The organism is Levilactobacillus andaensis, assembly GCF_016861695.1.
Lineage (GTDB): Bacteria > Bacillota > Bacilli > Lactobacillales > Lactobacillaceae > Levilactobacillus > Levilactobacillus andaensis.
This window is the reverse complement of record NZ_BOLP01000004.1, coordinates 16,522-39,852: the sequence shown is the minus strand read 5'-3', so window position 1 is coordinate 39,852 and position 23,331 is coordinate 16,522. Positions and strand designations below refer to the sequence as shown.

Genomic DNA, 23,331 nt, shown 5'->3' with positions numbered 1-23,331 from the left:
GGCCTGCAAAATGCAGAAACTAACAGTAAAACAGCAGAAGTTTGCTGACGAATACATCATTAGCGGCAATGCAACGCAGGCCGCTTTGAAAGCCGGTTATGCCAAGCGAAGTGCTCGATCTGTTGGGAACGAGAACCTGACAAAACCTGACATCCGGACTTACATCGATGCGGGGCTCAAAAAGCTTCACGCTGAAAAAGTAGACTCCCAAGAACAGATTATGGAGTTCTTGTCAGCTGTTCGACGTGGCGAAGTCACTGAGTCAGTCGCGACTGCTAAGGGCGTCTTCGATGATGTGCCTGTCGGTGTGCGTGATCGGGTTAAGGCAGCCGAGCTAATCGGCAAGCGTTACGCTATGTGGACGGAGAAGCGTGATGTAACCGCCACTGTCGGTCCCGTACAGATTACCGATGACATCCCCGCTGGGAGTGATGAAGATGGCTAGAATCAGTCTCGCACATTCAATGGCACCGAGCTTCTACCAGCTTCACCAAGACATCAAGCACCACAAACATTCAAATTATTGGCTATCAGGAGGACGTGGGTCGACCAAGTCCTCTTTTATTTCGCTCGAAATTGTGTTGGGTATCATGAAGGATCCAGACGCCAATGCTGTGGTTATGCGGCGGTACGCGTCTAACCTTCGCGAATCAGTCTACGACCAGTACTTATGGGCGATTGACACTTTAGGCGTCTCTAGCCTGTGGGCAGACTCAGTGAGTCCTATGCAGCTGACGTACATCCCCACAGGTCAGCAGATACGTTTTAAGGGTGCCGACAAGCCGGAGAAGATTAAGTCACAGAAGTTCCGGCACGGCTACACGAAGTTCAAGCACTTTGAAGAAGTTGCTGACTTCAAAGGTTGGAAGGAAATCCGGAACATCAACCAGTCTCTCAACCGGGGTGGCTCAGATATTGTGACTTTCTACAGCTACAACCCGCCAGCCTCAGTTAATTCATGGGTCAATCAAGCTCGCGAGGAGCAAGGTCGACGTGATGACACATTGGTGCATGAGAGCGACTACCTTAGCGTGCCTAAACAATGGTTGGGGAAAGAGTTCCTAGCTGACGCCGAGCAACTTAAGAAGGACAATCCGAAGGCCTACGCCCATGAGTATCTGGGTGAAGTTACAGGGACGGGCGCTGAGGTCTTCAACAACTTAACTATTCGTGAGATTACAGACGAAGAAATTTCACACTTCGATAAAATCTATCACGGCATGGACTTCGGTTTCGCCCATGATCCACTAGCCTACGGGGATGCGTACTGGGATTCAGCGCGTCGCCGCATTTTTCTGTTCAATGAAATTTATCAGGTTGGCATGACCAATCGTGAAGCAGTGGCTGCTATCAAGAAGCTTAATCCGATGAATGAAGTTATCACTGCTGACTCTGCTGAGCCACGGACGATTGCTGAGTTCCGAGACTATGGGCTTAACGTCGTTGGAGCTCGCAAGGGACCGGGGAGCCGTGAGCACGGGTTCAAGTGGCTGCAAGACCTACGTGAGATTGTGATTGACCCGGTTCGGTGTCCTAATACGGCCCGTGAGTTTACCAGCTATGAGTTAGCTCGTGACCCTAACGGTAACTTCAAGGCTGGCTATCCTGATGGGAACGACCACTCGATTGATAAGACCAGGTACGAACTCGAATCACTTATGAAGAAGGGAGGATTCAGACCGTGGAAATAGATGCAATGAAGAAGCTACTAAAGAACACAGATAGTCGACGGGTTAAGTTTGCTGCCAATTTCAATAAGTCGTTACATTACTACTTCAACGAGAATGACATTACCAACAGAAATAACGGTGAGTCTAAGTTGAATGGGGATGGAAAGGACGAACCACTACGCCGGGCAGACAACCGGGTATCAAGCAACTTCCACCAACTTTTAGTGGACCAAGAAGCGGGCTATGTTGCCACTGTGCCACCTACTATTGATGTAGAGGACGATACGCTTAACGATAAGATTAAAGACACGTTGGGTGACAACTTCAACCTCCGACTCAACCAGATGGTAGTGGATGCTGCTAATGCGGGAGTTGCTTGGCTGCATTACTGGATTGATGAAAACGGTCAGTTCCGTTATGGCATTGTACCGCCTGATCAGGTTGTGCCCATCTATTCTAGCGACTTAGACCGCAAATTACTGGCGCTGAGACGGACGTACAAGCAGCTTGACCCCAAGACTAGCAAGTTCTTCAAGGTTCACGAATACTGGACTGACAAGGACGTGACTGTGTTTAAATCCGAGATGGCAGACTACAGCGACCTATCGCTATATGATGACCGCTTCACTCTCTATGATGTGATGACCGGGGATGAGACGGGGACTGGAGCAGTCCTGGAGCACAAACTGGAACGGATTCCATTCATTGCGTTCCCTAAGAATAAGTACCAGCGACCAGACCTATTGAAGTACAAGGGCCTGATTGATGTGTACGATAACGTCTACAACGGGTTCGTGAACGATGTTGATGATATCCAGCAGGTTATCTTAGTATTGACTAATTACGGTGGTGAGTCGCTCTCTGAGTTCATGAAGGCACTCAAAGAGGACCATGCCATCAAAATGGATAGCATTGGGCCTGGTGATAAGTCAGGCGTTGACAAGTTGACCATTGATATTCCCGTGGAAGCACGGAACTCGCTACTGGAGGTCACTAAGTCAGACCTATTTGTGGAAGCTCAAGGGATTAACCCGACTGACTTCAAAGAGATTGGCAATGCATCAGGCACAGCCATTCGTGCGCTGTACGGGCACCTAGAGTTGAAGGCATCTATCACTGAGTCTTACTTCCGGGATAGTCTCACTGAGCTGGTGCGGGCTATCCTTCAATGGCTAGGCGCCGCTGACGCCGATGGCCGAAAGATTACGCAGACGTGGACTCGGACAGCCATTCAGAACGACCTGGAACAGGCGCAGATTGTGTCACAGCTCGCTCAGTACACAAGTGATGAAGCTGTCGCCAAGGGCAATCCATTGGTTGATGATCCACAGCAGGAGCTACAAGACCGGCAAGACGATGTGGTGAAGCATGACGGCTACGATAACCCGAAGGCACTCGATGACGTAGGCGGTGAAGAGGATGACGAAGAAGCTTAGTTACTGGGAGCGTCGGCACCTCCAGACCAAGGCCAAAGAGATTAAGTCTACTGAGGCCTACGAGAAGGCGTTGCAACCCGAACTAAACGGCTTATACCGTGAGCTGCATGGTGAGATGGAAAAGTGGTACGTCCGGTATGCCAATACAGGGGGTATCGGCAAGGATGAAGCCAAGAAAGCTATGGCTGGCATTAATACTAAGCACTGGCAACTAACGCTCAAGCAGTTTGAGGAGCGAGCCAAGTCTGGTGGGTACCAAGACCAGTTGGACGCCGAGTATTTCCGTAGCCGAGTTGCTCGATTGCAGGACTTGGAACAGCAGTTACGGCAATTAACACAGTCTTTTGCCAATCATCGTACCGAAGTTATGCGTGATGCATTAGCCAATCAGTATGACGATACCTATATGCGGACTACCTACAACATTCAAGCTCAAAAGGGTGCGTTCACTGCTAACTTCGCTCACTTCAACGAAGCACAACTGTGGATAGCCGTTTCCCAGCCATGGGGGCAGGATGGCAAGGACTTTTCCAAACGTATCTGGAAGGATTATCAACAGGAACTTCCGAGTTATCTAATGGATGCCGTTCTTCGTGGCACAGTGCTTGGTTGGAGTCCACAGAAGGTCACCCAGATGTTTCATGCCCGTTTTCAGGATGTTAAGCGGAACGATATTCACAGATTAGTCGTTTCTGAAATGGGGCATGTTGCCGAAGAGGCGGCTTTTCAGAGTTACGAAGAAAATGAAATTGAGCAGTATGAGTATATGGCAACATTGGAATCTCATACCTGTACAACTTGTGCAGTGCTCGATGGCAAAGTATTCAAGGTGTCTGAGCGAGTCGTTGGTGTTAATTATCCACTCATACACGCTCGTTGCCGCTGTACAACAGTGCCTTACATTGAGGACTTACCTGACGTAACTGAACGCTGGTCCCGGGACCCTGAGACTGGTAAGGGAAAGATGATCAAGGACGTTAAGTTCAACGAATGGAAGCGGATGGTCGTTCGTGAACGTGAAATGGCTTCAAGTTCTGGTGAGTATGGAGCCAATTTGAATTATGTTCGTAGTCAACAATTTGTGGATAAACTAAAGCGCAACCCCAGAACGGCGCCCATAAGCGATTCAGTAGCAACAGTCGCTAGGCATATGCTTCAACATCGTAATGGGACACCGTTTGAGGATTACTACTTGTTAGACAGTGAGACTGGAAGAACAATTGCTGTGTCTAATCAAGCTAGAAAAACTAAGGGTGTTGTGTACAATGGTCAAGTCAAACAAGCGTTTCGGGACGGACGAGAGGGACAATATGTTTCCATTCACAATCATCCGTCAGGTTTTCCACCATCGCTAAGTGATATTGCTACTTTATCGTTGAAATCAAAGGAAGGCACAGTTGGTTTAGGATTAACGATTGGTCATGATGGGAGTGTCTACTGGTATACTGCAAATAAAATTCCATTCAAAATATTTGATGGTCAGCAATACGATAAAACGATTACAGAATACGTGAAGATGGGCTATAATGAAGTTGGAGCGCAGGAGCTGGCTTTAGATAACTTTGCGCGAAAATTTAAATTTGAATTTGGAAAGGTGGATTGAGTAGTGATGGTGAGTAATGAAAGAAAAAAGTGGATTTTAAATCAAGTTCGGCACACTAAACAATCTGACTTGCCAAGCTTTGAATTTGAGGACGATAGTCATGAGAGACCAAAGTGGCTTGATGAATTAACGCTAGAAGAGCTTAATTGGTATGGCGAATGGCTTGATAGTATTACAGAAAATGAATTTAAAAATATGTTAATGAAAGAGTAAGGCACCCGACAAAAACGTTGAGTGCTATTTTTATACCCATTTTGTCCTCAGCATGACGTAAAACTGCTTTTTGTTTTGCCTCAATTCGTGGTCGCACCACGTAAATCTAGCGAGAGAGGATGTTTGAAATGAAACGAGAATTTTTAAAGGGTTTGGAATTGTCAGAAGAACAGATTAACGCCATCATGGCTGAGCATGGTAAAGATGTGGAGGCCTCGAAGTCACAGCTGGCTGAATTGACCACTGAAACTGAGAGCCTAAAGACTCAGATTGCCGACCGTGATAAGGATATCAAAGGGCTCAAGAAAGACGCCGGCGATAATGAAGGCTTGTCTAAGCAATTGACCGACCTTCAAGACAAGTACAAGACAGACACCGAGACCTTAACCCAACAGTTGAGCCAAACTAAGCTAAACGGGGCGCTGACCACAGCACTGACGGGTGCCAAGGTTCGTAATCCTAAGGCCATTGAAGGTTTGCTCGATATGGATAAGGTTAAGCTGACTGACGATGGCAAGCTGGAAGGCCTGGACGACCAACTCAGCGCGCTTAAGAAGTCTGACGGGTACTTGTTCGATGGTGGTAAGCAAGCTAACTACGACCCCGCTGGTGGTAATGGCTCTGACGATAATAACCAAGTTCAAACCCTAGTTGACGCATTCAAATAACGGAAAGAAGGAAATGAAATATGGCAACAATTAATTACGCTGAGGCTTATCAAGCCGCAACTCAGCAAGCATTCTATGATGGGCACTTGTTCTCAGCTAGCCTGTGGAACTCCCCATCTAACAGCACTATCAAGTTCGACGGTGCCAAGCATATCAAGGTACCTCGCCTGACAATCGATGAAGGTCGTCGCGACCGAGCTCGGCGGACTATGACACAACCAGCTGCTAACTACTCCAACGATTGGGATTCATATGAATTGAAGAACGAACGGTACTGGAGCACGCTGGTTGACCCATCCGATGTGGACGAATCCAACATGGTCATCTCTATCGCCAATATCACTAAGCAATTCAATCTTGACGAAAAAATGCCTGAAATGGACCGTCAAATGTTCTCCAAGCTCTATCAGGAAAAGGTAGCAGCCGCTGATGGTGGTATTCATACTGACACGCTTGATGAAAAGAATATCCTGACTGCTTTCGACGACATGATGGTTAACTTCGATGAACAACGTATTCCGCAAAATAGCCGGGTGCTGTACCTGACGCCTAAAAACAACGCCATCTTGAAGCGTGCCGAAGCTATGAACCGTGAGCTGAACCTGAAGGATCCTAACAACGTTCAGCGCACGGTCTACAGCATTGATGATGTGACGATTGTGGTTGTGCCATCTGACCTCATGCAAACGGAATTCGACTTCACTGTCGGCTCTAAGGCTGTGGATGACGCCAAGCAAATCGAGATGTTCCTAATCTACAATGGTGTTCAAATTGCACCACAGAAGTACAGCTTCGTTGGTTTCGACGCCCCTAGCGCCGCAAACTCTGGTAATTACCTGTACTACGAACAGTCTTACGATGATGTTCTGCTGTTGAAGACTAAGACAAAGGGTATCGAATTTGTTACGTCTGATAAAGTCGCAGCCCCAAAAGCTTAGCGGCTCCCACCACAATTAGTGTGAGTCCAAGTGAGGGTGGAGCCGATTTTACAGCAAGCCTATAGGCAGGAGGTAGATTATGATTCTAAACGTATATCAGGGCGAGACCCTGGTTGGTTCGGGTGAAGGTAAAGTTCACGTTGATTTGCCAGCTAAGGCTTATGCTGCTGGTGAGTTCACTGGGGAACTAGTCGATGGTGATGGCACCAAGACTGCTCGATTCGATTTCCCGGCAGTCACTGTCACAGCACCAGCTGTTTTTGATCCATCCGGTGACACTAAGCCAACCGACAGCAATACGGTGGCTGAGATTACCAGCTGGCTAGACTCTCACAGCATCGACCATAGCGGTAAGACGTTGAAAGCCGACTTGCTGGCGTTAGTGGGGTGATCTGATGGATAAGCATCCACGGAGAGAAGAATTGCTGAAACAACTTGGGCTGTTTAACCCTGACGATGGGAGTAATCCTAGCTATCAGGTCATCCTGGAGTTTGCTTTCGACAAAGTAGTTCAGGATGTCGCCAACTATACGCACTTGCCAGTTACTGAGCTCCCTGTTGAGCTTGATACGGTTCTGTTGGGCTTATGCCAGCAGTTCCTAGCCACTCACCAGTTGTTGACGCCGGTAGCCGACCGTGACGGAGATGTGAAGAGCCTCAATGAAGGTGACACGTCCGTTACCTTTAAGTCAGTTGGTGAGGTGTACGCGGAGCTACAGTCGGTAAACTCACTGACTGATAACTACACCGCCCAACTCAACAGTTTTAGGGTGGTGAAACGATGAAAGCTGCATTTAATCGAATGGGCGGCCAGCTCACTAAGCTATGGTTTGACCGAGTGACCATTACCGGTGTCAAGACGGTCAGGGACGGTGCCTTCACTGACACTGTGCCTGTGACTATCGTTGAGAATGAGCCAGCTAAGGTGATTCTCAAAGGACTCAAAGCTAGTGATCAGACGTTCTTCGGAACGGACGCTTATGACGCCAAACTACTCATCAGAAATGGCTTAAAAATCCCCGCTGGTGCCGATATAGATGTGACTAATGTAAATGGTCAGCTCACTCACTACAAGCGTGCCAGCAAAGGATATGCCGGGTATGCGAGCCATCAAGAAGTAGCGATGGATCGGGATGAGAAAGCAACTGAGGAGGCGGAATAGATGGGAGCATTCAAGATTGACGATGCAGAGTTTCAAGCATGGGCTAAAGAAGTCCAAGCTAAGGCGTCCAATCCCGCACAGCTAAAGTCTGAATTACAGCAATCGCTTAAGAGAGTTGGGGTTCAGGCTATGAGACGTGTTAGCAATTCTACTCCCGTTGATACTGGTAACTTGCGGCGAGGATGGACCATTGAGGGGCCATTCATTGGTGGAGCTATCATTTCACTTCAACTGTCCAATAATGTTGAGTATGCGCCGTTCATCGAAAATGGTCACCGAACGAGAGGCGGGGGCGGTTGGGTCGAAGGGCGGTTCATGTTACGCGATACCGTGGAAGCTATTTCTGGTGAGCTGCCGGGGCTATTGACCCCAGGGTTTATGCGGGCGATGGAGGGGCTGCTGTAAATGAATATTATCGAACGAATTGGACAGCTGCTGGGAACTATTGCTCCAGAGCTACCCGTTTATCGTGAGAATCAGAAAGGCGGTTTTAAGGAACCGTCTTTTTATGTGTCGGCGATTGGTACCCGGAGTAACCCGGAGCTGTTTGACCGGCAGAGACGGACGCATGGCTATCAGGTAGTTTACTTTCCAGATCCTAACAAGCCGAATCAGGACATGGAGGCGATGGAGCAACTACTACTAGACCGTTTTTTGACTCTCCCTGAGTTCGCCCATATTCGGAATCGTAACTTTAACCGGGTGGATGGGACACTGACAGTAGATTTCAATGTTGTGCTCTGGGCCAAACCTGTGGAAGATGATACGAAGCTCAAGTCTATGGAGTATCACGGAGGTGTTGTATATGACAAAAAGCTTTAGTAAGGCATCGTTGATTGACAGCAAAGTGTTCAAGCCTATCGAACGCGATATCCTTTCGATGAAACTTGTAGATAGCAAACAGTACTCAATCAATGAAGCAAAGAAGATTATTGAGAAATTTAAAGGAGGCATTTAAGTATGGCTGGAGGAACATGGACTAAACAAAACAAGCAACGCCCTGGGGCTTATATCAACACCAAGGCGATTGCACAGGCCAAGCCCGATACTAGCTTGGGTCGGGTCTTGCTGATTGGTGCAATCCAAACTGGTTGGGGTGCTCATGGGGTAATCCCACTGGAAATTGAAAGTGACTTCAAGGCGCTCTTGGGGACCACTATCGATGACCCTCGGTTGGTTGCAGTCAAGGAGGCATTGAAGGGTGCGGTCACAGTACTTTACGTGAACATGAACCCTGGTGAGAAGGCAAAAATTACTGACGCCGCCTTACCATGGAACTTCACTGCTAAGTATGCTGGTACCAAGGGTAACGACCTGACCATTTCGGTGGAAAAGGATCCCAACGATGAGACTTTAATCAACGTAAATACCTTGTTTGGCACGGAACTGGTTGCTCAACAACAGGTACGGACGACTACCGCTAGTGGCCTAGAATCTAATCCCTATGTGGACGTTGAATTCACTGGCGATGCTACCGAGCCAATTGGTGACGTGTCTGCTACCACTGGTGGTGCTGATTTCTCAGCCACAGCAGGTAAGGATAAGCTAGAGGCTCTGGCTGCTAGCACAACGTACACGCTGACTGGTGGGACTACTGAAACAGCGGAAGATGAGCTTGACTTGGTCGATGAAGCTATGAGTACCGAAGCTTATAACGTGGTCACAACTGCCGGAATCGCAGCTGACTCTGCAATCCACCAACTTGTAGCAACGACTACCGAACGTCTCCGAGAAAAGGAAGGCTACAAGATTCGTGCAGTTGTGCCAGCTCTGGAAGGTGGCACTAAGTATGACTACGAAGGGGTTTCAGTGGTCAACAATGGGGTAACGCTGGCTGACGGGACTGAGTTGACTACTACACAAGCAGCTGGCTGGTTTGCCGGGGCTTCTTCGGCTGCCAACGAAACAACCTCGCTCACTTACGTTGCCTATCCTGATGCTGTGGCAGCTAATCCTAAGCGGAGCAATGAACAGACGATTGATGCACTCAATGCGGGGCAGGTCGTCTTCACTACGCGACGCGATGGCACTGTAGTTGTCGAACAAGACATCAATTCCCTGGTCACTGAGACTAAGGATAAGTCTAAGGATTTCCGAAAGAACCGGGTGATTCGTACACTGGATGCTATTGCCATGGATACCAGCAACGCTTTTGAATCGCGCTTTCTTGGCAAAATTGCTAATAACGCGACCGGCCGTGACCTTTTCAAGTCAGACCGGGTATCTTACCTGAAAGACTTGCAGGCCGCTGGTGGTATCGACTCGTTTGAACCAGCTGACTTGACGGTTAGTCCCGGTGATGACAAGGATGCCATTCTGGTAACCCTCGGCATTACTCCTGTGGACGCGATGGAAAAACTGTACATGACGATTACGGTCGGATAGAAAGGAGCTGCATACAATGACAATGGACGAATCTGTATCTACGATTGGTCAATTCCTAAATGGGCGGGACACCATCTCCACTAAGGATGGCAAGCTTTTTGTTCGAATGGGAGACAAAATTTGGCCAATGATTGAGGCCAACCAAGTTAAGGCAAAATTAGAGAAAAACAAGGAAGATGTACAAACCCTTGGATCTCGCTGGAAGCATAAGAAGACTACCAGTGTGGAAGGGACCGGGACGGTCGGGGGATACCTGATCAGCTCTAACTGGCTCAAGTATGCTTTACCATATATTCAAGGTGGCAAGGACTTGTACTTTGAGTTAATGCTAGTGATCGAAGACCCAACTTCAAAAGCTGGCAAACAAACGGTTCTCTTAAAGGACGTGAACCTCGATGATATTCCAATTGCTGACTTCGAAGCTGACGATGGCGTAATGGAATGGGAATCAGACTTCACGTTTGAAGGTTTTGATTTGGTGGAACCATTCACTGGTTTTGAAGAATAGGAGGCCACAAATATGGCAGAACAAGTATCTATCAAGGACTTTTTACGTAAGCGGCAAATGGCGAAGAAGGAAATTAAATTTAAGGGGTTCGAAGCCCCATTCGTAATTGAAGAAATTTCCAACGAGGAGAACGAACAGCTCCAGAAACAGGCTACCAAGACGACCAAGAGCCGTTCTGGTCAAGTCATGCAAAATATCGATCAGGATAAGTACGCACAAAACCTCATCTTAAAGTCCGTGGTTCAACCTGATTTGAACTCCGAAGAACTTCAAGAGTTCTACGGCACGTTGGCTGACCCTTATGGCACTTTGAAACGGATGCTCTCAATCGGTGAGTTGGCAGCGCTGGTTCAAGCAGTCAATAACCTTTCTACTGTGGACCAGACACTGGACGACAAGGTAGACGAAGCAAAAAACTAATTGATTCTGGTAGTGGCAGTGAACTCTGGTATTACCACTATGCCATGTTCGAGTTTGGCTGGTTGCCAGCACAGTGGGTGGCCCTAGACATCGATGAAAAGGCACTAGTCATTGCCGGAATCGATAACCGTATTGTGGCCGATGAGAAACAACAGAAGGAGATGGAACGAAAGGCCAGGTCTTAATTGATCTGGCCTTATTTTATAGAAAGGAGGGGAACGAATGGCAGGCACAGTTAGTGCAACGATTAAAATCAACGATGCCTTTACGGCTACCTTTAACAAGTTGAAGTCCGGTTTAGCAGGTAGCACTGATGCCATGAATAAACTTAAGAGCAATGCTGGTTCAGCCGGCAATGGTGGCATGTTCAAACAGTTCTTAGGAGCCAACGTAATTGGCGCTGGGATTACTAAAGGAATCAGTATGGTTGGCGCCGGAGTTAGTAGCATGGTTGGTGAACTAAATGAGTCGAGCAAAGCCTGGCAGACATTTGAAGGCAACATGAATATGATTGGAAAAAGTCCGGCACAGATTGCTCAAACTAAAGGTAGTTTACAGAAGTTTGCTCAGCAGACAATCTATTCAGCGTCCGACATGGCCTCCACATATAGTCAGCTTGCCGCTGTAGGTACCAAGAATACTGGAAAACTGGTTAAAGGATTTGGTGGCTTAGCCGCCGCCTCATCCGATCCACAGCAAGCTATGAAAACTCTTAGTCAACAGGCTACTCAAGCTGCTGCCAAACCTCAGATTCAGTGGCAAGACTTTAAACTGATGATGGAGCAAACTCCTGCTGGTATGGCGATGGTAGCCAAAACAATGCATCGAAGTATGGGGCAATTGGTCAAGGATGTTCAAGGCGGAAAAGTTAAGACTAAGGATTTCTTCGCCGCCATTGCCACAACAGGTACCAACAAAAACTTCAGTAAAATGGCTACGCAATATAAAACAGTTGGTCAAGCCATGGATGGATTAAAAGAAACACTGGCTGGTAAACTTCAATCAGCATTTGATAGGGTTGGAAAGGTTGGTATCAACGCAATTAGTGGAATCACTGATTTGATTGGTGATATTAATTTCGATGGAATTGCCGATGGAATTCTAGGACTAGGTCCAAAAATAATGGCCGGTATTCAGCCACTAAAGATGGTAGCACCGTATGTACTAGCCGCGGTCGGAGCATTTGCAGGCCTATCAGCCATTTCAAGTATTCTGACTAGCGTTTCTGCTGGTGCTGAAGCGGCTGGTATGGGATTGATAACCTTTGTGACTAAGCTACAAGCCATGCCAGCACAAATTATGTCGGTGTTTAGTACGATAGGCAGTGCTTTCGGTGCTATCGGGGCGCCAATCATCATTGCTTTAGCAGTGGTTACAGTGGCAATTGTAGCTGCCGTTTATGCATGGCAGACAAACTTTATGGGTGTAAGAGACTTTCTTAGCAGTGTCTTCAGCAATATGGGAAGCATATTTGCACCATTAGTAAGTGCGTTCGATGAGCTAAAATCTGCGTTGGCGCCGGTAGCAAGTGTGTTTCTTCCGATGCTAGGCCAAGCACTGGGCATGATTGGTGTTGGTGTAATCGTTAGCATTGCTCTAGGATTTGCGGCATTGGCTGATGCTTTAAGGATTGTGGTTAGCGTAGGAGCGGCAGTGGTAAGTGCCTTTATGGCGATTGCTTATGGTGCTAAAGCTGTATTCCAAGCGCTGACCGGCAATTTTAGTGGATCATTTAAATCATTGGATAAAGCTAAAGATAGTATCAATGGCATTGGAGATGCACTGAGCCATATTGGTGGTCAATCTGCTACGAAGCAGGTTATAGCGTCCTTAGATGAGCTTGGTACTAAGGCTACTACCACTAAGAGCAAGCTCAGTAACATTCAGGTTAAGCCCAAGTTAGATACCTCAAACGTGTTCTCTCAAATGGATTCGATGACAGCTAACAAGACAGCCAAAGTCAACGTTAAGCCAGAAATTCAGGCGGGAGCCAATCCGTTTGCAACGATTCAGGCACAAGCAGCGGCCAAGCCAGCTAAGGTCAAGGTTGAAGCTGACACTAGTGGCACGGGCAACCCAATGCAGAAGATTCAGACGCAAGCTACTGCCAATCCAATCAAGGCCAAGGTACAGGCCGACACGACTACCACTGGTAATCCGCTCGAGAAACTCAAGCAGCAGGCTGCCACAACAACCATTAAGCCTAAGGTGGCAACGCCAAAGGTACCAGCGGCAACCATGCCAAAGGGACAGACAATGCACGTCAAGGTAGCTAAACCTAAGGTGCCAGCACCAACGATGCCTAAGGTTCCTACTCTGCATGTCAAAGTGGCAACGCCAAAGATTCCAACACCGACAGCCCCGAAGATTAGTACAATTTCAGCACCACATGTTTCTAAGCCGTCAATGGCTGGTGTAGTTTCATCAGTTGGTGCTGGTATGCGGGGTGCAGCGGCGGCCGCTCGTTCTGGTGCGGCTGGAATTTCGTCTGCCGTGCGTGCAGCCGTTGCGTCCGCTGTAGCTGCTGCACGTTCGGGTGCTGGAGCAATGCGTTCAGCCGGGGCCATGATTGGCGCTGGCCTAGCTGGTGGTATGCGTTCCCAAGTTGGGGCCGTCGCCGCTGCCGCTAACGCACTGGTCGCTCAAGCTGACCGTGCGGCCCGGGCCGCTGCTAAGATTCACTCTCCATCTCGTGTGTTTGCCGAAATTGGTGATTACATGGGGCAAGGGATGGCAGTTGGGATGGACGGAACTAGTTCGCTAGTAGCCGATTCCGGTGCCAGCATGGCGCATTCTGCTGTGGGTGGAGCTCGAGGGGCAACAATGCCTGGGGTCAATCCTAACGCGTCCACACCTAGCCATTCGCCGTTTGTTCGTGGCGTTATGCCGGCTGCTGGTACAACGAACTATGCAACTAGCAATACTAACCAGCAATCGGGTAGTACTATTCACATCACGTTTGCTGCTGGTGCCATTCAGGTTCAAGGAACTGGTAACGCTGGCTACGATGGTGAAAAAATTGCAGCCGCGTTGGAAACGCATTTAGTCAATCTTAACGAACGGAGGGGATAACCAGTGAAATTTAATTTAACGGACAGTAAGAACAAGACGTTTGCTTTGCCGGTTAACCCCGCCGAAATTAATGTAGAGTCAACGACGGACGATAAGACTGTGACTGTGGTCAAACTGGGAGAGATTAGTCTGATTGGCCCCGAGAAGGTCAAGACAATTGAAATTACTAGCACGATTCCAGTCAAAACAGCCGGTGTCCACTATCTCAGCACCTCGAAGCCATATAAGAATGGGCAGACCTACATCGACAAAATTTTGAAGATGTACAAAGCCAAGAAGCCTATCCGGCTGGTAGTCACTACCACGAAGATTAGCTTCAAGGGTACGATTTCTGACTTCAAGTATGGCATGACGGGTGGAAACGCCGATGAGTACACTTTCACTCTCAAGCTGACTGAGTACAAAACTCATAAGGCCAAGAAAGTGAAGTCTAGTAAGAAAAAGAAGACCGCTAAGAAGGGAAAATCCCGTTCAGCTCCACCGAAGAAGGTGGGTCGCGGCTCAAAGGTGGTCGTCAATGGTCAGCTGCATCGTAGTTCGGCTGGTAGTGGCCCGGGCGCTACCGAACGTAATGCTACACGGAAGATTACGCTGGTGGCCACCGGTGCTAAGTATCCCTATCACGTAGCAACGCTTAGTGGCGGTGCTCGCGGCTGGGTGTCCAAGTCAGCAGTAAAGGCGGTGTAGGTATGGCAGTTACTTTCTTTCAGTCACAGACACCGGGCAGTAAGACCAAGTGGGATTTACGCGAGATTTTGGAGTCGGATATTCAGTGGGTCACAGACATCGACTTCTCGGCTGGTCAGCTAACTTTTAAGCTAGTTGAAGTGGACGAAGGGTACACGCCTAAGAATGGGGATGTAATCTGGTTCAACTGGGACCATGATCACATCTTCAAGGGGAAAGTTTTTAAGGTCGATTACGATGAGTCGGAAGTCTTTAGTGTGACGGCCTATGACTCGCTCAGATACTTTAAGAATCAAGACTCACTGGTGTTGCCAGTGTCGACTATCTCTCAGCGTTTTACACGGGTGGCCAAGCTAGCTGGTGTGAAGCACAAGGTAGTCAACAACTCTACTCACAAACTGGTGGCAGAGGTCGCCGACAGTAAAAGCTATTTTGATATGCTGAAAGCTTCCTTTAAAGCGACACGGTTGGCTACCGGACACCGCTACTTCTTGCGGGATAACTACGGGACAGTGGAATTGCGCCGAGCACCGTACAAAAGGCTAACGAACATCATTGGTGACCAGTCGCAGCTGACTGGTTTTTCTTTTACAAAATCCATCGATGACGCGGTTAACGTGGTGCGGGTGGTCCGGACTGACAAAAAGAAGAAGCAACAGACTTCTTCCACAGCCAAGACTAAGAAACAGACCGCGGCACAGAAAAAGGCAGCCGACGTAGCCAATACTAAGCTGACTACGGTGACGGCTGCTGGCGGTTCAGTTGAACGCTGGGGGAAACTACAAGTTGTCGAGAAAGCCAAGGATAAAGCCAACGCCGCTCAGATGAAACAGAAAGCCAAGGATATTCTTAAGTCGAAGAATAAGCAGGCCTATACGTTGAAACTGACCACGATGGCTAACCTGAATGTGGTCGCTGGCAATGAGGCTATGGTCAAGGTGAAGAGCCTCAAAGATATTGGCTTGGGTAGCAAGTACCTGTTGATCACGAAGGCGACCCATACCTTTACTGGGACGACCGATACGGCAGAGATTGAAATGAAGGTGAGAATCTAATGGCTGGTGAAATCCTACTAGAGATGATTAACTCACGTGGCGGCTCAGATAGTGACTACTCGGATATCATTTTCGGCATAGTTGTTGATGACGCCCCACTTAAGATTCAGATATCCAACCAGATGACGCTGACAGACGCCTTCCTAAACCTGGGGACCGCAGTCACTAAGCACAAGGTGTGGATGAAAACTACCGGACGTAAGCGAGATGACCTCAAAGAACCAATTGAGGACGGCACACCGGCTACTAAGTACACCGAGTACGAAGTCGATGGTCGTCTCAAGAAAGGTGATGGGGTAGCCATGATTCGCCAGGACGGTGGCCAGCAATTTTATGTACTAGAAAAGTTAGGAGGTGACGTAGATGGATGATGAAGTAGACGAAGTTGAGACCGAGGATGTTGTTGACGAGGTGCCAGACGAACTGGAAGAAGAGACTCTCCCCAGTTACACCTACCTGATTAAAAATGGACACATTATGTCGATGACAGACGGCCGCGAAGCCATGGTTCAGGCTGTGGACAAGATTCTTCGGACGGAACGGTTTGTTTACCCGATTTATGATGATCAGTATGGGAATGACTTTGAAGAGTTGCTCGGCAAGGACTTTGATTATGCCGAAGTCGAAGTAGACCGTATGCTGACCGAAGCTCTGGAAGCCGATGACCGGGTGACCGATGTGTCTATTGACTCAATTGAGAAAATTGATTCGACGACTCTGAAAGTGGTCGGAAGCTGTGAGACCATTTACGGCACGATTCCAGTAGAAAGCGAGGTGGGGTTAGATGAATCCGGAAGCACTGGCGACTGAGCTAGAGTCACATGACTTTGATTACTTTATGAGCGACATGTTAGACCAAATTTCTGACGACAAGGATAAGCGGCAAGGTTCCATCATCTATGACGCGATGGCCCCGGCGGCTACCAAATTGGCTGAAGAGTCTCTGTCGTTGGCCAACATTGTACGATTGACCTGGACACAGACAACCAATTCAGAGTTCTTAGATTGGCGGGCGGCTGAGCGCGGGGCTTCTCGGCAACTTGCGACTGCCACAGAAGTAATTGCCAAGTTCCTCGATTCGGACGGCAACCCTATCAGTAACGTTCTGGTTGGCGACCAATTTGCTAGCGTTGGTGAAGAACCTATCTTCTATCACGTCAAAGAGGTCAACGCAGACCTGACAGCACTACTGGTAGCCGATGAGACCGGCACCCGACCAAACGGATATCAGGGACAGATTTTACCAGTTACACCGAATCACTCGTTGAGTTGGGCTGAGATTACTTCGGTAGCTGTACCGGCCAAGGATGATGAGACTGACGACCACTTACGGGATCGGATTCTCTCGCCTGATGCATACAACGCATACGGCGGCAATATCGCAGACTACTTGGACATGCTGAGCAAGATTGAATCTGTGGGTGCCGGTCAGGTCTACCCGACTTGGCGCGGCGGTAGTACGGTCAAGCTGGTCATCGTGAACAACGACCTAAGGGCTGCTAGCGATGAGCTACTGAGTCAGGTCAAAGAAACTATCGACCCAGCAGACGCCGAAGGTCAGGGCTATGGCCTAGCGCCGATTGGGCACGCGGTCACGGTGGTCGCTCCCACAGAAGTGAAGGTGGCAATCGAAACGACTGTATCAACGGCAACCAACACGACTTTGGAGGCCGTCAAGCCACAGATTTTAGCCGGAATTGAGTCCTACTTCGATTTACGGCGTAAGGCTTGGGACGATGTGAATCAGAAAACAGGCCGGGGCTATTCCCTGACGGTCTACCGCTCACAGATTTTAGCGGAGGTCATGCGAGTTGACGGTGTGATCAATGCAACTCTGCCAGTTCTGAATGGGACTGAGGACGACGTGGTGATGGTCTTCAATGATGATACTTCCCAGTTGCCGGTAGTTGGTGAGGTGACGCTCAATGAGTAAACTAGTTGACTATCTGCCAGATTACTACGAGAAAGTAGTTGAGATGCAGAAATTGCTGGCCGGTGAACAGCCGGTCTTTGACTCTGTTAGTGAGCAGACTGATAGGATTCTGTTAAATGAGTTTGTGATGGCTGCTGATGTGGATGGATTAAGTATGTTCGAGAATCAGTTTGGTATGGTGGCTAGACCAACTGCTACAGTCGAGTCACGTCGGTATGACATCCTGGTACGTATGCTACCACCCAGACCAATTACGATTCAGTACTTTAAGGAACTGATAGCTTCGTTTGCTATTCCAGCCACAGTGGTTGTTGATTCGGTGAAGAGTCGGATTGATACGTTGAGCGAAGCGCATGTCATCACGAAGGAACAGGTTGAGCGACTAAAATACCTGTTGAACGTTTACACGCCAAGTAATCTGGAACAGCATATCAGAACTAGCTATGACACAGAGAATCATTTACCGGTGTACTTCGGTCAGGCGGCTAGTATATGCATTAGCTCGGCAGTCATGGCGCAAACAGTCAATTTTAGTTAGGAGGTAAAAGATGTCAAAATATAATGAATCAGTGCTGACCACAGCAGGCCTAGCGTTGGCTACGCGGGCCTTCCGTGGTCAAGCTAAGTTCACCATCACCCGGACAGCTACCACAGCAGATACGCTAACTGAGGTTGGAATCAAGGGACTGGCGAAACTTCCTAATGAGCAGCAAACAGGAACGCTGACTAGCTCGCTTGATACGCCGGACGGGGACGAACGGATTGCAGGGACTAGGGTGCTGTATACCAATGAAGGAGTAAGCAAAGGGTACAACATTACGGCCATTGGCCTGTACGCAAAAGAAGAGGGCAAGGACACTGAGTTCCTGTATGCAGTGACTTTGGCAGCTGAGCCAGAGTACATGCCGGATTTTAGTGACAAGGTATTGTTCGAGTTCGGCATGAGTATTTTTGTGATGGTCGGGCAGAAACAGAACGTGACCATTCAGCTTAATCCACAGTCGCTAGCGACGATTGAGTATGTGGACAAGGCGATTGCTGACCACCAAGTAGTTTTTCCATCGGACCTAGCGTACTTGGATAAAGACCAAACGGTGACTGGTAAGTGGAAGTTTGGTCAGAACCCTGTCGATAAGGACGGGGACGAGTATGTAACTAAAAAGGTAGTTGCAGATTCCGTCAAGTGGGGTGACCAAGTTGGCGGACGAAATCTCATCGTACATTCTGGTGAGCTTGAAAAGCAATTTCTGGATGCTTCTGGAAAACTTATGAAGAGTGAAGTTAACAATACGATGGCTGAGATGATTTCGGTTACGCCGGGCGAATGGCTCACATTTCAACAGGATATGACAAAAGGAGACCAGATGTTTCGGTGGAAATGGTACGATTCGAATAAGCTATTTATTGATCATAGCTACAATTCTGATTCAGTCATCAGATGGCAGGTACCAGATGATGCCTACTATATCCGGGTGTCCTACCCCAACACAGGTCACGTATGGCTCAAACGGGGGAAACTCACAAGCGACTGGACGCCAGCGCCGGAGGATAAAGCAGATGATAGTAAGGTAGTTCACAGTACAGATATGCGTAAACCTGCTAGTGATGTAGCGGGAATTGAAGAGGTTAACGCCAAGCAAGATAAAATTGGTTACACCCCTGCTGACGATTCCAAAGTTGTTCATTCAACTGTAACCCAATTAAATTCAACTGATATGAATACTGTTTTAACTGTTGGATTTTATAGGTTAGCTAGTGGAACTAATGGGATGCCTAATGCGGATGCGTGGACAATTTATCAAGTAATTAATTTTAATGATTCAAATGGTGTTCAAGTTGCATACGGAACAAATAATGTTATTTTAGGAATGCGTTATTGGCATTATGGTGGTGTTAGCAATGTCCATATTTTTGGTAGTTGGGTTCAGTTTGCTGATGATTCCAAAGTAGCTCACCTATCTGGTGCTAACAACTTTAACACTGTTCCAACTGTTAACAATAATCCGTTATTACTAGCAAGCAGTTTGCCATCCGACCTTGCACGAACAGGACAAGACGCCAACTTCACTGGTAAACTTCAGCAGAATGGTCAAGATGTCGCACTTGCCAATAATACGATTGCCTGCAACCCTAATACTGGGGTTGTTTCTACACCTACTGACTTCACCAAGCTTACTGTGAACGGAGGTAAATCAGTCGCTACCAGCGACGATTTAAATAATTATTATCATGCTAACGCTAGTGACGATGCAGCATTAGCAGCAGCAAAAGTGGCGACAGTTCCTGGCATTTTCTGGTTTGAGGAGGTGTAACATGGGTCTTTACGTTCAAGGTGGAAAAAAAGTAGGCGGTATGTATATGGCTGATGGCCGAGGCAATGCTACAAAAATTGGTGGTATGTACTATGCCGATGGGAAAGGCAATGCTAAAAAAATATATTCTAGTTTCCTGCCTGCTGGTACCGTATTATATGATGGAAGTAGCCAAGCGGATTGGCATAAATTAACTTCTATTGGCCTTCAGCAATATCAGTTAACCAAGCCGTTAGAAAAATTAAAAAATGGCATAAAAGTGACTTATGGAGATGCATACCAAGGTGGTGTTCCTGGATATAATGAGGCTTTCACCGAAGATTTTGTTAAACAGGATCATACAATTGAAAAATTATATCCGATCAGTCAATTAAACAATAATATACTCGTCCTAACATCAACAGACATCTTTGGACGAATAGGCAATACTGCAAGTAAAAATGAAGATGGGAAAATTTCATTTAATTTAAACTCAAATGTATTTTCGTATCAATCTCCCGACAATCTGTGGCATGCATGGACTACTACGTATAATGCTCAAATATTTGAATATGCACCAATTTTAAAAATTGAAGCATACTGAAAATAAGGAGGAATAACAATGCCAATTTATTACGTAAAACCAGATTCAGATAACCAATTTCCAGACAAGGACACCACACCCGTACTTGAGCCAGCAGATGGCTTACGGGCGGTTAATATCCCGACTACCTCGATTCAATACTTCACTCGCTACTGGTGGATGTACGCATTCAAGAGTGATGATTCGCAAGAAGTCACAGCACCAGGGAACTTACCCAATTTGGATATCGACTACTTGCAAGGATTGATTGACCAGCAAGGGACTCAACTCGAAGGTGCAATCAAGACTAATAATGACCTAAAAAAGCTTGCTAGTGACTTAACCTTGCAACAGGCACAGCTTAATCAGTCGGTCAATGAATCCAAAGAAACTATCAAGTCATTACAGACTTTGGCGGGTCAACTGACCCTAACAGTTACACAACTTCAAGTTAGCCAACCTACTGTTGCACCGGCTACCGGCACTGACACCAGCAAGGCTGATACGGCAGGTACAACTGACACAGAAAAGGAGGCTGAATAGTATGATTTTTCCAACAATTGACACAGTTAAAATGCTATTTTCGTGGGGTACGGACATTAAGCCTTATGTGAGTTTGAAGGTTATTACCGCAGAGGAGTACCAGACTATCACCGGCGAAGCATATGTAGCGCCAACAACTCAAGCAACGACCAGCACCGCACCGGTAGCCTCTACAAGTGATTCAGTGGCGAGTTCGTTAAGCGAGTCGACCTCCACAAGCGAATCAGTTGCTCAATAAGGAGGGTGCTTTAAATGAAGCAATTTCTGGAGCACTACAAAAAGAATCAGGGCTGGTTCTGGATGGCGATTGAAACCTACGCGGTGGCATTGGTCTTCATCGTACAAGCTGGTTTCTTTGATATTAAACCACCCGGTCACACGGTGATCGGTATGATGGACGACCCCGCAATTATTTTTGGGATTGCGGTGATAGGGACGTTTGCGTTGACTTACTCAATCTGGGACTTTCATTGGTTCTACGCCCGGCCTATTATGATTGGGTTATTGACATTAGTGTGGTCAGCGGCGTTTATTGCCTTCTTAATTCACGACATGGAAATGGGGCTGTTGATTAGCCCTGGATCAGTTTTGGCAGGAGGTGTAGTTTGTCGCATTGTAAGCTATGCCTTCACAGGAGATGATTAGAAGTGAGTGACAAGGTGATTACGGCCATTCTCTCAGCAGTCTCAGCGATTGCGGTCGGCTACGTGCCTGTATGGGTGGCTCGAATCAACACAGCCAAGCCACCCACTAAGAACGATGAAATCAAGCGACTCAAGCGAGAGAATGAGCGATTGAAAAAGGAAAACCAAAAATTGAAGGAACGAGGTGAGTAGCATGGACTATATCCAGCAACTCAATCTAGGAACGGCGGCCGAGTTGGCATTAACCACTTTAGTCGTTTTTGTTTTGACACAGGCAGTGAAGCAAACGAAGGTACCTAACCAGTGGATGCCGTGGCTGTCGATGGCGGTTGGCGTAGTGGTCGGCCTGTTGTCGGTATTCGTGACGGCTGACCACAACTTCCTGTCAGGAGCCGTTATGGGGCTGCTAGTAGGTGGCTTCACGTCTGGTCTATTCGATGGGTTCAAGGGTTTCAATATTAAGGAGGACGACAAGTAATGGCTTACTCATTCAACCACAGTTACGAGTTAGCTGCTAATGCTGGCGATAACCGCAAGGCGGCACACAAGTACATCATTGCCCATGATACCGGGAATGATAACAACCGGGGCGTTGGTTCTGGGAAGAACGAAGCCAGTTACATGCGAGGTCACTGGTCCGCAGCGTACACGCATGCAATCGTGGATGACCAGGGAATCTACATCGTAGGGACGCCAGGTTATGTCGCGTACGGCGCTGGGACCGTAGCTAATATCAATTCACCGTTCCAAGTCGAATTGGCACACGTCAACAGTCAGAAACGTTTCAACGAGAGCTACAAGCGGTACGTGTGGGTGCTCCGGTACTACGCGAAGAAGTATGGTATTCCACTGACGCTGGACGGGTCTGGTGCTGGTATTAAGTCTCATAAGTGGGTGTCAGATAATATCTGGGGGGACCATCAGGATCCTTATGGATATTTAGCTAAGTGGGGTATCAGTAAGAGTCAGTTTGCTAAGGACTTGAAGAATGGTGTCGGTGGGAGTTCGTCCACAGTAGCCAAAAAGGCCACCTATTTGAAGGCGGTCAAGCAAGTTAAGGCGAGGACTACTGTGACGCGATATCACGACAAGGCGTTCAAGAAAGCTGAGAAGAAGTTTACCAAAGGGACTGTCTTCGATGTCGAGTCTGTAGTTAGTTATGGGAAGATTACTCGGTTGAAGCTGGGTAATGGGCTGTACATTACTTCCAACACTGACTACGTTAAGAAACTCAAGTAAGCAACCGGTGTCTGCCGTGCGTTCTTTGAACTAGTTTAGTTTGTCTATGCTAGTGTAGGCGCTGGGCAAACAAAGGGCCATGCTAGCAACAACGTCGTTTGTTCAATTAAAGCCACTCTATCCATTGCGGGTAGGGTGGCTTTTTTTATGGTAAGTACAATATGTAGGAACCCGCCTAGGTTTTGGTGAACAAATGGTGAACAAGCGGATAGTAAATGCTGATATAACGGGCTTACAGAGGCCCCTATAGTCCGGGTGGGGCCATATTTCTTAAACTGGTG

The 23,331-nt window shown here is 47.7% G+C and carries 32 protein-coding genes; all 32 read left to right on the top strand.

Features of this window, described 5'->3' with window-relative positions:
- Window positions 1-10: 10 nt before the first annotated feature.
- The 32 genes from JUF10_RS02585 to JUF10_RS02435 all read left to right on the top strand — a co-directional run bounded on the left by JUF10_RS02585 (window position 11) and on the right by JUF10_RS02435 (window position 23,050).
- Window positions 11-445, top strand: a complete 435-nt coding sequence (locus JUF10_RS02585; protein ID WP_203640696.1) for a terminase small subunit — start codon at window positions 11-13, stop codon at window positions 443-445.
- Entirely contained in the window at window positions 438-1,691 is a 1,254-nt protein-coding gene (locus JUF10_RS02580; protein WP_203640695.1) for a PBSX family phage terminase large subunit, read from the top strand. Before JUF10_RS02585 ends, JUF10_RS02580 begins: the two co-directional genes overlap by 8 nt.
- The gene (locus JUF10_RS02575) at window positions 1,682-3,106 is read left to right on the top strand and encodes a phage portal protein (RefSeq protein WP_203640694.1); all 1,425 of its coding nucleotides are present in this window, start codon (window positions 1,682-1,684) and stop codon (window positions 3,104-3,106) included. Before JUF10_RS02580 ends, JUF10_RS02575 begins: the two co-directional genes overlap by 10 nt.
- On the top strand, window positions 3,090-4,709 hold the full coding sequence (locus tag JUF10_RS02570; protein WP_203640693.1) for a minor capsid protein: 1,620 nt from the start codon (window positions 3,090-3,092) through the stop codon (window positions 4,707-4,709). The genes JUF10_RS02575 and JUF10_RS02570 overlap by 17 nt, the downstream gene beginning before the upstream one ends.
- A gap of 3 nt (window positions 4,710-4,712) precedes the next feature.
- Entirely contained in the window at window positions 4,713-4,922 is a 210-nt protein-coding gene (locus tag JUF10_RS02565) for a hypothetical protein (protein ID WP_203640692.1), read from the top strand.
- Between the two features lie 128 nt (window positions 4,923-5,050).
- On the top strand, window positions 5,051-5,590 hold the full coding sequence (locus JUF10_RS02560; RefSeq protein WP_203640691.1) for a phage scaffolding protein: 540 nt from the start codon (window positions 5,051-5,053) through the stop codon (window positions 5,588-5,590).
- 20 nt (window positions 5,591-5,610) lie between these two features.
- Window positions 5,611-6,528, top strand: coding sequence for a capsid protein (locus JUF10_RS02555; RefSeq protein ID WP_203640690.1), 918 nt, complete (start codon window positions 5,611-5,613; stop codon window positions 6,526-6,528).
- A 79-nt stretch (window positions 6,529-6,607) separates the two neighbouring features.
- Window positions 6,608-6,919: a hypothetical protein gene (locus JUF10_RS02550; protein ID WP_203640689.1), complete on the top strand. Its 312-nt coding sequence runs from the start codon at window positions 6,608-6,610 to the stop codon at window positions 6,917-6,919.
- A 4-nt stretch (window positions 6,920-6,923) separates the two neighbouring features.
- Window positions 6,924-7,313, top strand: a complete 390-nt coding sequence (locus tag JUF10_RS02545) for a head-tail connector protein (RefSeq protein ID WP_203640688.1) — start codon at window positions 6,924-6,926, stop codon at window positions 7,311-7,313.
- The gene (locus tag JUF10_RS02540; protein ID WP_203640687.1) at window positions 7,310-7,690 is read left to right on the top strand and encodes a hypothetical protein; all 381 of its coding nucleotides are present in this window, start codon (window positions 7,310-7,312) and stop codon (window positions 7,688-7,690) included. The genes JUF10_RS02545 and JUF10_RS02540 overlap by 4 nt, the downstream gene beginning before the upstream one ends.
- Entirely contained in the window at window positions 7,691-8,095 is a 405-nt protein-coding gene (locus JUF10_RS02535) for an HK97 gp10 family phage protein (RefSeq protein WP_203640686.1), read from the top strand.
- On the top strand, window positions 8,096-8,512 hold the full coding sequence (locus JUF10_RS02530; protein WP_203640685.1) for a phage tail terminator family protein: 417 nt from the start codon (window positions 8,096-8,098) through the stop codon (window positions 8,510-8,512).
- Window positions 8,496-8,648, top strand: a complete 153-nt coding sequence (locus tag JUF10_RS02525; RefSeq protein WP_203640684.1) for a hypothetical protein — start codon at window positions 8,496-8,498, stop codon at window positions 8,646-8,648. The genes JUF10_RS02530 and JUF10_RS02525 overlap by 17 nt, the downstream gene beginning before the upstream one ends.
- Before the next feature lie 2 nt (window positions 8,649-8,650).
- Entirely contained in the window at window positions 8,651-10,075 is a 1,425-nt protein-coding gene (locus JUF10_RS02520; protein ID WP_203640683.1) for a phage tail sheath family protein, read from the top strand.
- A gap of 16 nt (window positions 10,076-10,091) precedes the next feature.
- Window positions 10,092-10,583: a phage tail tube protein gene (locus JUF10_RS02515; RefSeq protein WP_203640682.1), complete on the top strand. Its 492-nt coding sequence runs from the start codon at window positions 10,092-10,094 to the stop codon at window positions 10,581-10,583.
- A 12-nt stretch (window positions 10,584-10,595) separates the two neighbouring features.
- Window positions 10,596-11,003, top strand: coding sequence for a phage tail assembly chaperone (locus JUF10_RS02510; RefSeq protein WP_203640681.1), 408 nt, complete (start codon window positions 10,596-10,598; stop codon window positions 11,001-11,003).
- A gap of 62 nt (window positions 11,004-11,065) precedes the next feature.
- The gene (locus JUF10_RS14180; RefSeq protein WP_268911960.1) at window positions 11,066-11,188 is read left to right on the top strand and encodes a hypothetical protein; all 123 of its coding nucleotides are present in this window, start codon (window positions 11,066-11,068) and stop codon (window positions 11,186-11,188) included.
- Between the two features lie 37 nt (window positions 11,189-11,225).
- Window positions 11,226-14,075 (top strand): tape measure protein, encoded by a 2,850-nt coding sequence (locus tag JUF10_RS02505; RefSeq protein ID WP_203640680.1) that lies wholly within the window; start codon window positions 11,226-11,228, stop codon window positions 14,073-14,075.
- A 3-nt stretch (window positions 14,076-14,078) separates the two neighbouring features.
- The gene (locus JUF10_RS02500; RefSeq protein WP_203640679.1) at window positions 14,079-14,762 is read left to right on the top strand and encodes a hypothetical protein; all 684 of its coding nucleotides are present in this window, start codon (window positions 14,079-14,081) and stop codon (window positions 14,760-14,762) included.
- Window positions 14,763-14,764: 2 nt separating this feature from the next.
- Complete coding sequence (locus JUF10_RS02495) at window positions 14,765-15,817, top strand: XkdQ/YqbQ family protein (RefSeq protein WP_203640678.1); 1,053 nt, start codon at window positions 14,765-14,767, stop codon at window positions 15,815-15,817.
- Window positions 15,817-16,188, top strand: coding sequence for a DUF2577 domain-containing protein (locus JUF10_RS02490; protein ID WP_203640677.1), 372 nt, complete (start codon window positions 15,817-15,819; stop codon window positions 16,186-16,188). Before JUF10_RS02495 ends, JUF10_RS02490 begins: the two co-directional genes overlap by 1 nt.
- Window positions 16,181-16,627: a DUF2634 domain-containing protein gene (locus JUF10_RS02485; protein WP_203640676.1), complete on the top strand. Its 447-nt coding sequence runs from the start codon at window positions 16,181-16,183 to the stop codon at window positions 16,625-16,627. The genes JUF10_RS02490 and JUF10_RS02485 overlap by 8 nt, the downstream gene beginning before the upstream one ends.
- Window positions 16,602-17,750 (top strand): baseplate J/gp47 family protein, encoded by a 1,149-nt coding sequence (locus JUF10_RS02480; protein WP_203640675.1) that lies wholly within the window; start codon window positions 16,602-16,604, stop codon window positions 17,748-17,750. Before JUF10_RS02485 ends, JUF10_RS02480 begins: the two co-directional genes overlap by 26 nt.
- Window positions 17,743-18,288, top strand: a complete 546-nt coding sequence (locus tag JUF10_RS02475) for a putative phage tail protein (protein WP_203640674.1) — start codon at window positions 17,743-17,745, stop codon at window positions 18,286-18,288. The genes JUF10_RS02480 and JUF10_RS02475 overlap by 8 nt, the downstream gene beginning before the upstream one ends.
- A gap of 10 nt (window positions 18,289-18,298) precedes the next feature.
- Entirely contained in the window at window positions 18,299-20,062 is a 1,764-nt protein-coding gene (locus tag JUF10_RS14055; RefSeq protein ID WP_236008141.1) for a pyocin knob domain-containing protein, read from the top strand.
- A 1-nt stretch (window position 20,063) separates the two neighbouring features.
- Window positions 20,064-20,645: a hypothetical protein gene (locus JUF10_RS02465; protein ID WP_203640673.1), complete on the top strand. Its 582-nt coding sequence runs from the start codon at window positions 20,064-20,066 to the stop codon at window positions 20,643-20,645.
- Window positions 20,646-20,663: 18 nt separating this feature from the next.
- Window positions 20,664-21,167 (top strand): hypothetical protein, encoded by a 504-nt coding sequence (locus JUF10_RS02460; protein WP_236008140.1) that lies wholly within the window; start codon window positions 20,664-20,666, stop codon window positions 21,165-21,167.
- 1 nt (window position 21,168) lies between these two features.
- The gene (locus tag JUF10_RS02455) at window positions 21,169-21,405 is read left to right on the top strand and encodes an XkdX family protein (RefSeq protein ID WP_203640672.1); all 237 of its coding nucleotides are present in this window, start codon (window positions 21,169-21,171) and stop codon (window positions 21,403-21,405) included.
- Between the two features lie 14 nt (window positions 21,406-21,419).
- On the top strand, window positions 21,420-21,812 hold the full coding sequence (locus JUF10_RS02450; RefSeq protein WP_203640671.1) for a hypothetical protein: 393 nt from the start codon (window positions 21,420-21,422) through the stop codon (window positions 21,810-21,812).
- 2 nt (window positions 21,813-21,814) lie between these two features.
- Complete coding sequence (locus tag JUF10_RS02445; RefSeq protein WP_203640670.1) at window positions 21,815-22,003, top strand: hypothetical protein; 189 nt, start codon at window positions 21,815-21,817, stop codon at window positions 22,001-22,003.
- Between the two features lies 1 nt (window position 22,004).
- Window positions 22,005-22,289, top strand: a complete 285-nt coding sequence (locus JUF10_RS02440; protein WP_236008139.1) for a holin — start codon at window positions 22,005-22,007, stop codon at window positions 22,287-22,289.
- Window positions 22,289-23,050, top strand: a complete 762-nt coding sequence (locus tag JUF10_RS02435) for a DUF5776 domain-containing protein (protein WP_203640668.1) — start codon at window positions 22,289-22,291, stop codon at window positions 23,048-23,050. The genes JUF10_RS02440 and JUF10_RS02435 overlap by 1 nt, the downstream gene beginning before the upstream one ends.
- Window positions 23,051-23,331: the final 281 nt, after the last annotated feature.

Coding starts and splice junctions, on each gene's coding strand:
- JUF10_RS02585 (WP_203640696.1), top strand. CDS start 11: ATGCAGAAACTAACAGTAAAACAGCAGAAGTTTGCTGACGAATACATC.
- JUF10_RS02580 (WP_203640695.1), top strand. CDS start 438: ATGGCTAGAATCAGTCTCGCACATTCAATGGCACCGAGCTTCTACCAG.
- JUF10_RS02570 (WP_203640693.1), top strand. CDS start 3,090: ATGACGAAGAAGCTTAGTTACTGGGAGCGTCGGCACCTCCAGACCAAG.
- JUF10_RS02560 (WP_203640691.1), top strand. CDS start 5,051: ATGAAACGAGAATTTTTAAAGGGTTTGGAATTGTCAGAAGAACAGATT.
- JUF10_RS02555 (WP_203640690.1), top strand. CDS start 5,611: ATGGCAACAATTAATTACGCTGAGGCTTATCAAGCCGCAACTCAGCAA.
- JUF10_RS02550 (WP_203640689.1), top strand. CDS start 6,608: ATGATTCTAAACGTATATCAGGGCGAGACCCTGGTTGGTTCGGGTGAA.
- JUF10_RS02545 (WP_203640688.1), top strand. CDS start 6,924: ATGGATAAGCATCCACGGAGAGAAGAATTGCTGAAACAACTTGGGCTG.
- JUF10_RS02540 (WP_203640687.1), top strand. CDS start 7,310: ATGAAAGCTGCATTTAATCGAATGGGCGGCCAGCTCACTAAGCTATGG.
- JUF10_RS02535 (WP_203640686.1), top strand. CDS start 7,691: ATGGGAGCATTCAAGATTGACGATGCAGAGTTTCAAGCATGGGCTAAA.
- JUF10_RS02530 (WP_203640685.1), top strand. CDS start 8,096: ATGAATATTATCGAACGAATTGGACAGCTGCTGGGAACTATTGCTCCA.
- JUF10_RS02525 (WP_203640684.1), top strand. CDS start 8,496: ATGACAAAAAGCTTTAGTAAGGCATCGTTGATTGACAGCAAAGTGTTC.
- JUF10_RS02520 (WP_203640683.1), top strand. CDS start 8,651: ATGGCTGGAGGAACATGGACTAAACAAAACAAGCAACGCCCTGGGGCT.
- JUF10_RS02515 (WP_203640682.1), top strand. CDS start 10,092: ATGACAATGGACGAATCTGTATCTACGATTGGTCAATTCCTAAATGGG.
- JUF10_RS02510 (WP_203640681.1), top strand. CDS start 10,596: ATGGCAGAACAAGTATCTATCAAGGACTTTTTACGTAAGCGGCAAATG.
- JUF10_RS02505 (WP_203640680.1), top strand. CDS start 11,226: ATGGCAGGCACAGTTAGTGCAACGATTAAAATCAACGATGCCTTTACG.
- JUF10_RS02495 (WP_203640678.1), top strand. CDS start 14,765: ATGGCAGTTACTTTCTTTCAGTCACAGACACCGGGCAGTAAGACCAAG.
- JUF10_RS02490 (WP_203640677.1), top strand. CDS start 15,817: ATGGCTGGTGAAATCCTACTAGAGATGATTAACTCACGTGGCGGCTCA.
- JUF10_RS02485 (WP_203640676.1), top strand. CDS start 16,181: ATGGATGATGAAGTAGACGAAGTTGAGACCGAGGATGTTGTTGACGAG.
- JUF10_RS02480 (WP_203640675.1), top strand. CDS start 16,602: ATGAATCCGGAAGCACTGGCGACTGAGCTAGAGTCACATGACTTTGAT.
- JUF10_RS02475 (WP_203640674.1), top strand. CDS start 17,743: ATGAGTAAACTAGTTGACTATCTGCCAGATTACTACGAGAAAGTAGTT.
- JUF10_RS14055 (WP_236008141.1), top strand. CDS start 18,299: ATGTCAAAATATAATGAATCAGTGCTGACCACAGCAGGCCTAGCGTTG.
- JUF10_RS02465 (WP_203640673.1), top strand. CDS start 20,064: ATGGGTCTTTACGTTCAAGGTGGAAAAAAAGTAGGCGGTATGTATATG.
- JUF10_RS02460 (WP_236008140.1), top strand. CDS start 20,664: ATGCCAATTTATTACGTAAAACCAGATTCAGATAACCAATTTCCAGAC.
- JUF10_RS02455 (WP_203640672.1), top strand. CDS start 21,169: ATGATTTTTCCAACAATTGACACAGTTAAAATGCTATTTTCGTGGGGT.
- JUF10_RS02450 (WP_203640671.1), top strand. CDS start 21,420: ATGAAGCAATTTCTGGAGCACTACAAAAAGAATCAGGGCTGGTTCTGG.
- JUF10_RS02440 (WP_236008139.1), top strand. CDS start 22,005: ATGGACTATATCCAGCAACTCAATCTAGGAACGGCGGCCGAGTTGGCA.
- JUF10_RS02435 (WP_203640668.1), top strand. CDS start 22,289: ATGGCTTACTCATTCAACCACAGTTACGAGTTAGCTGCTAATGCTGGC.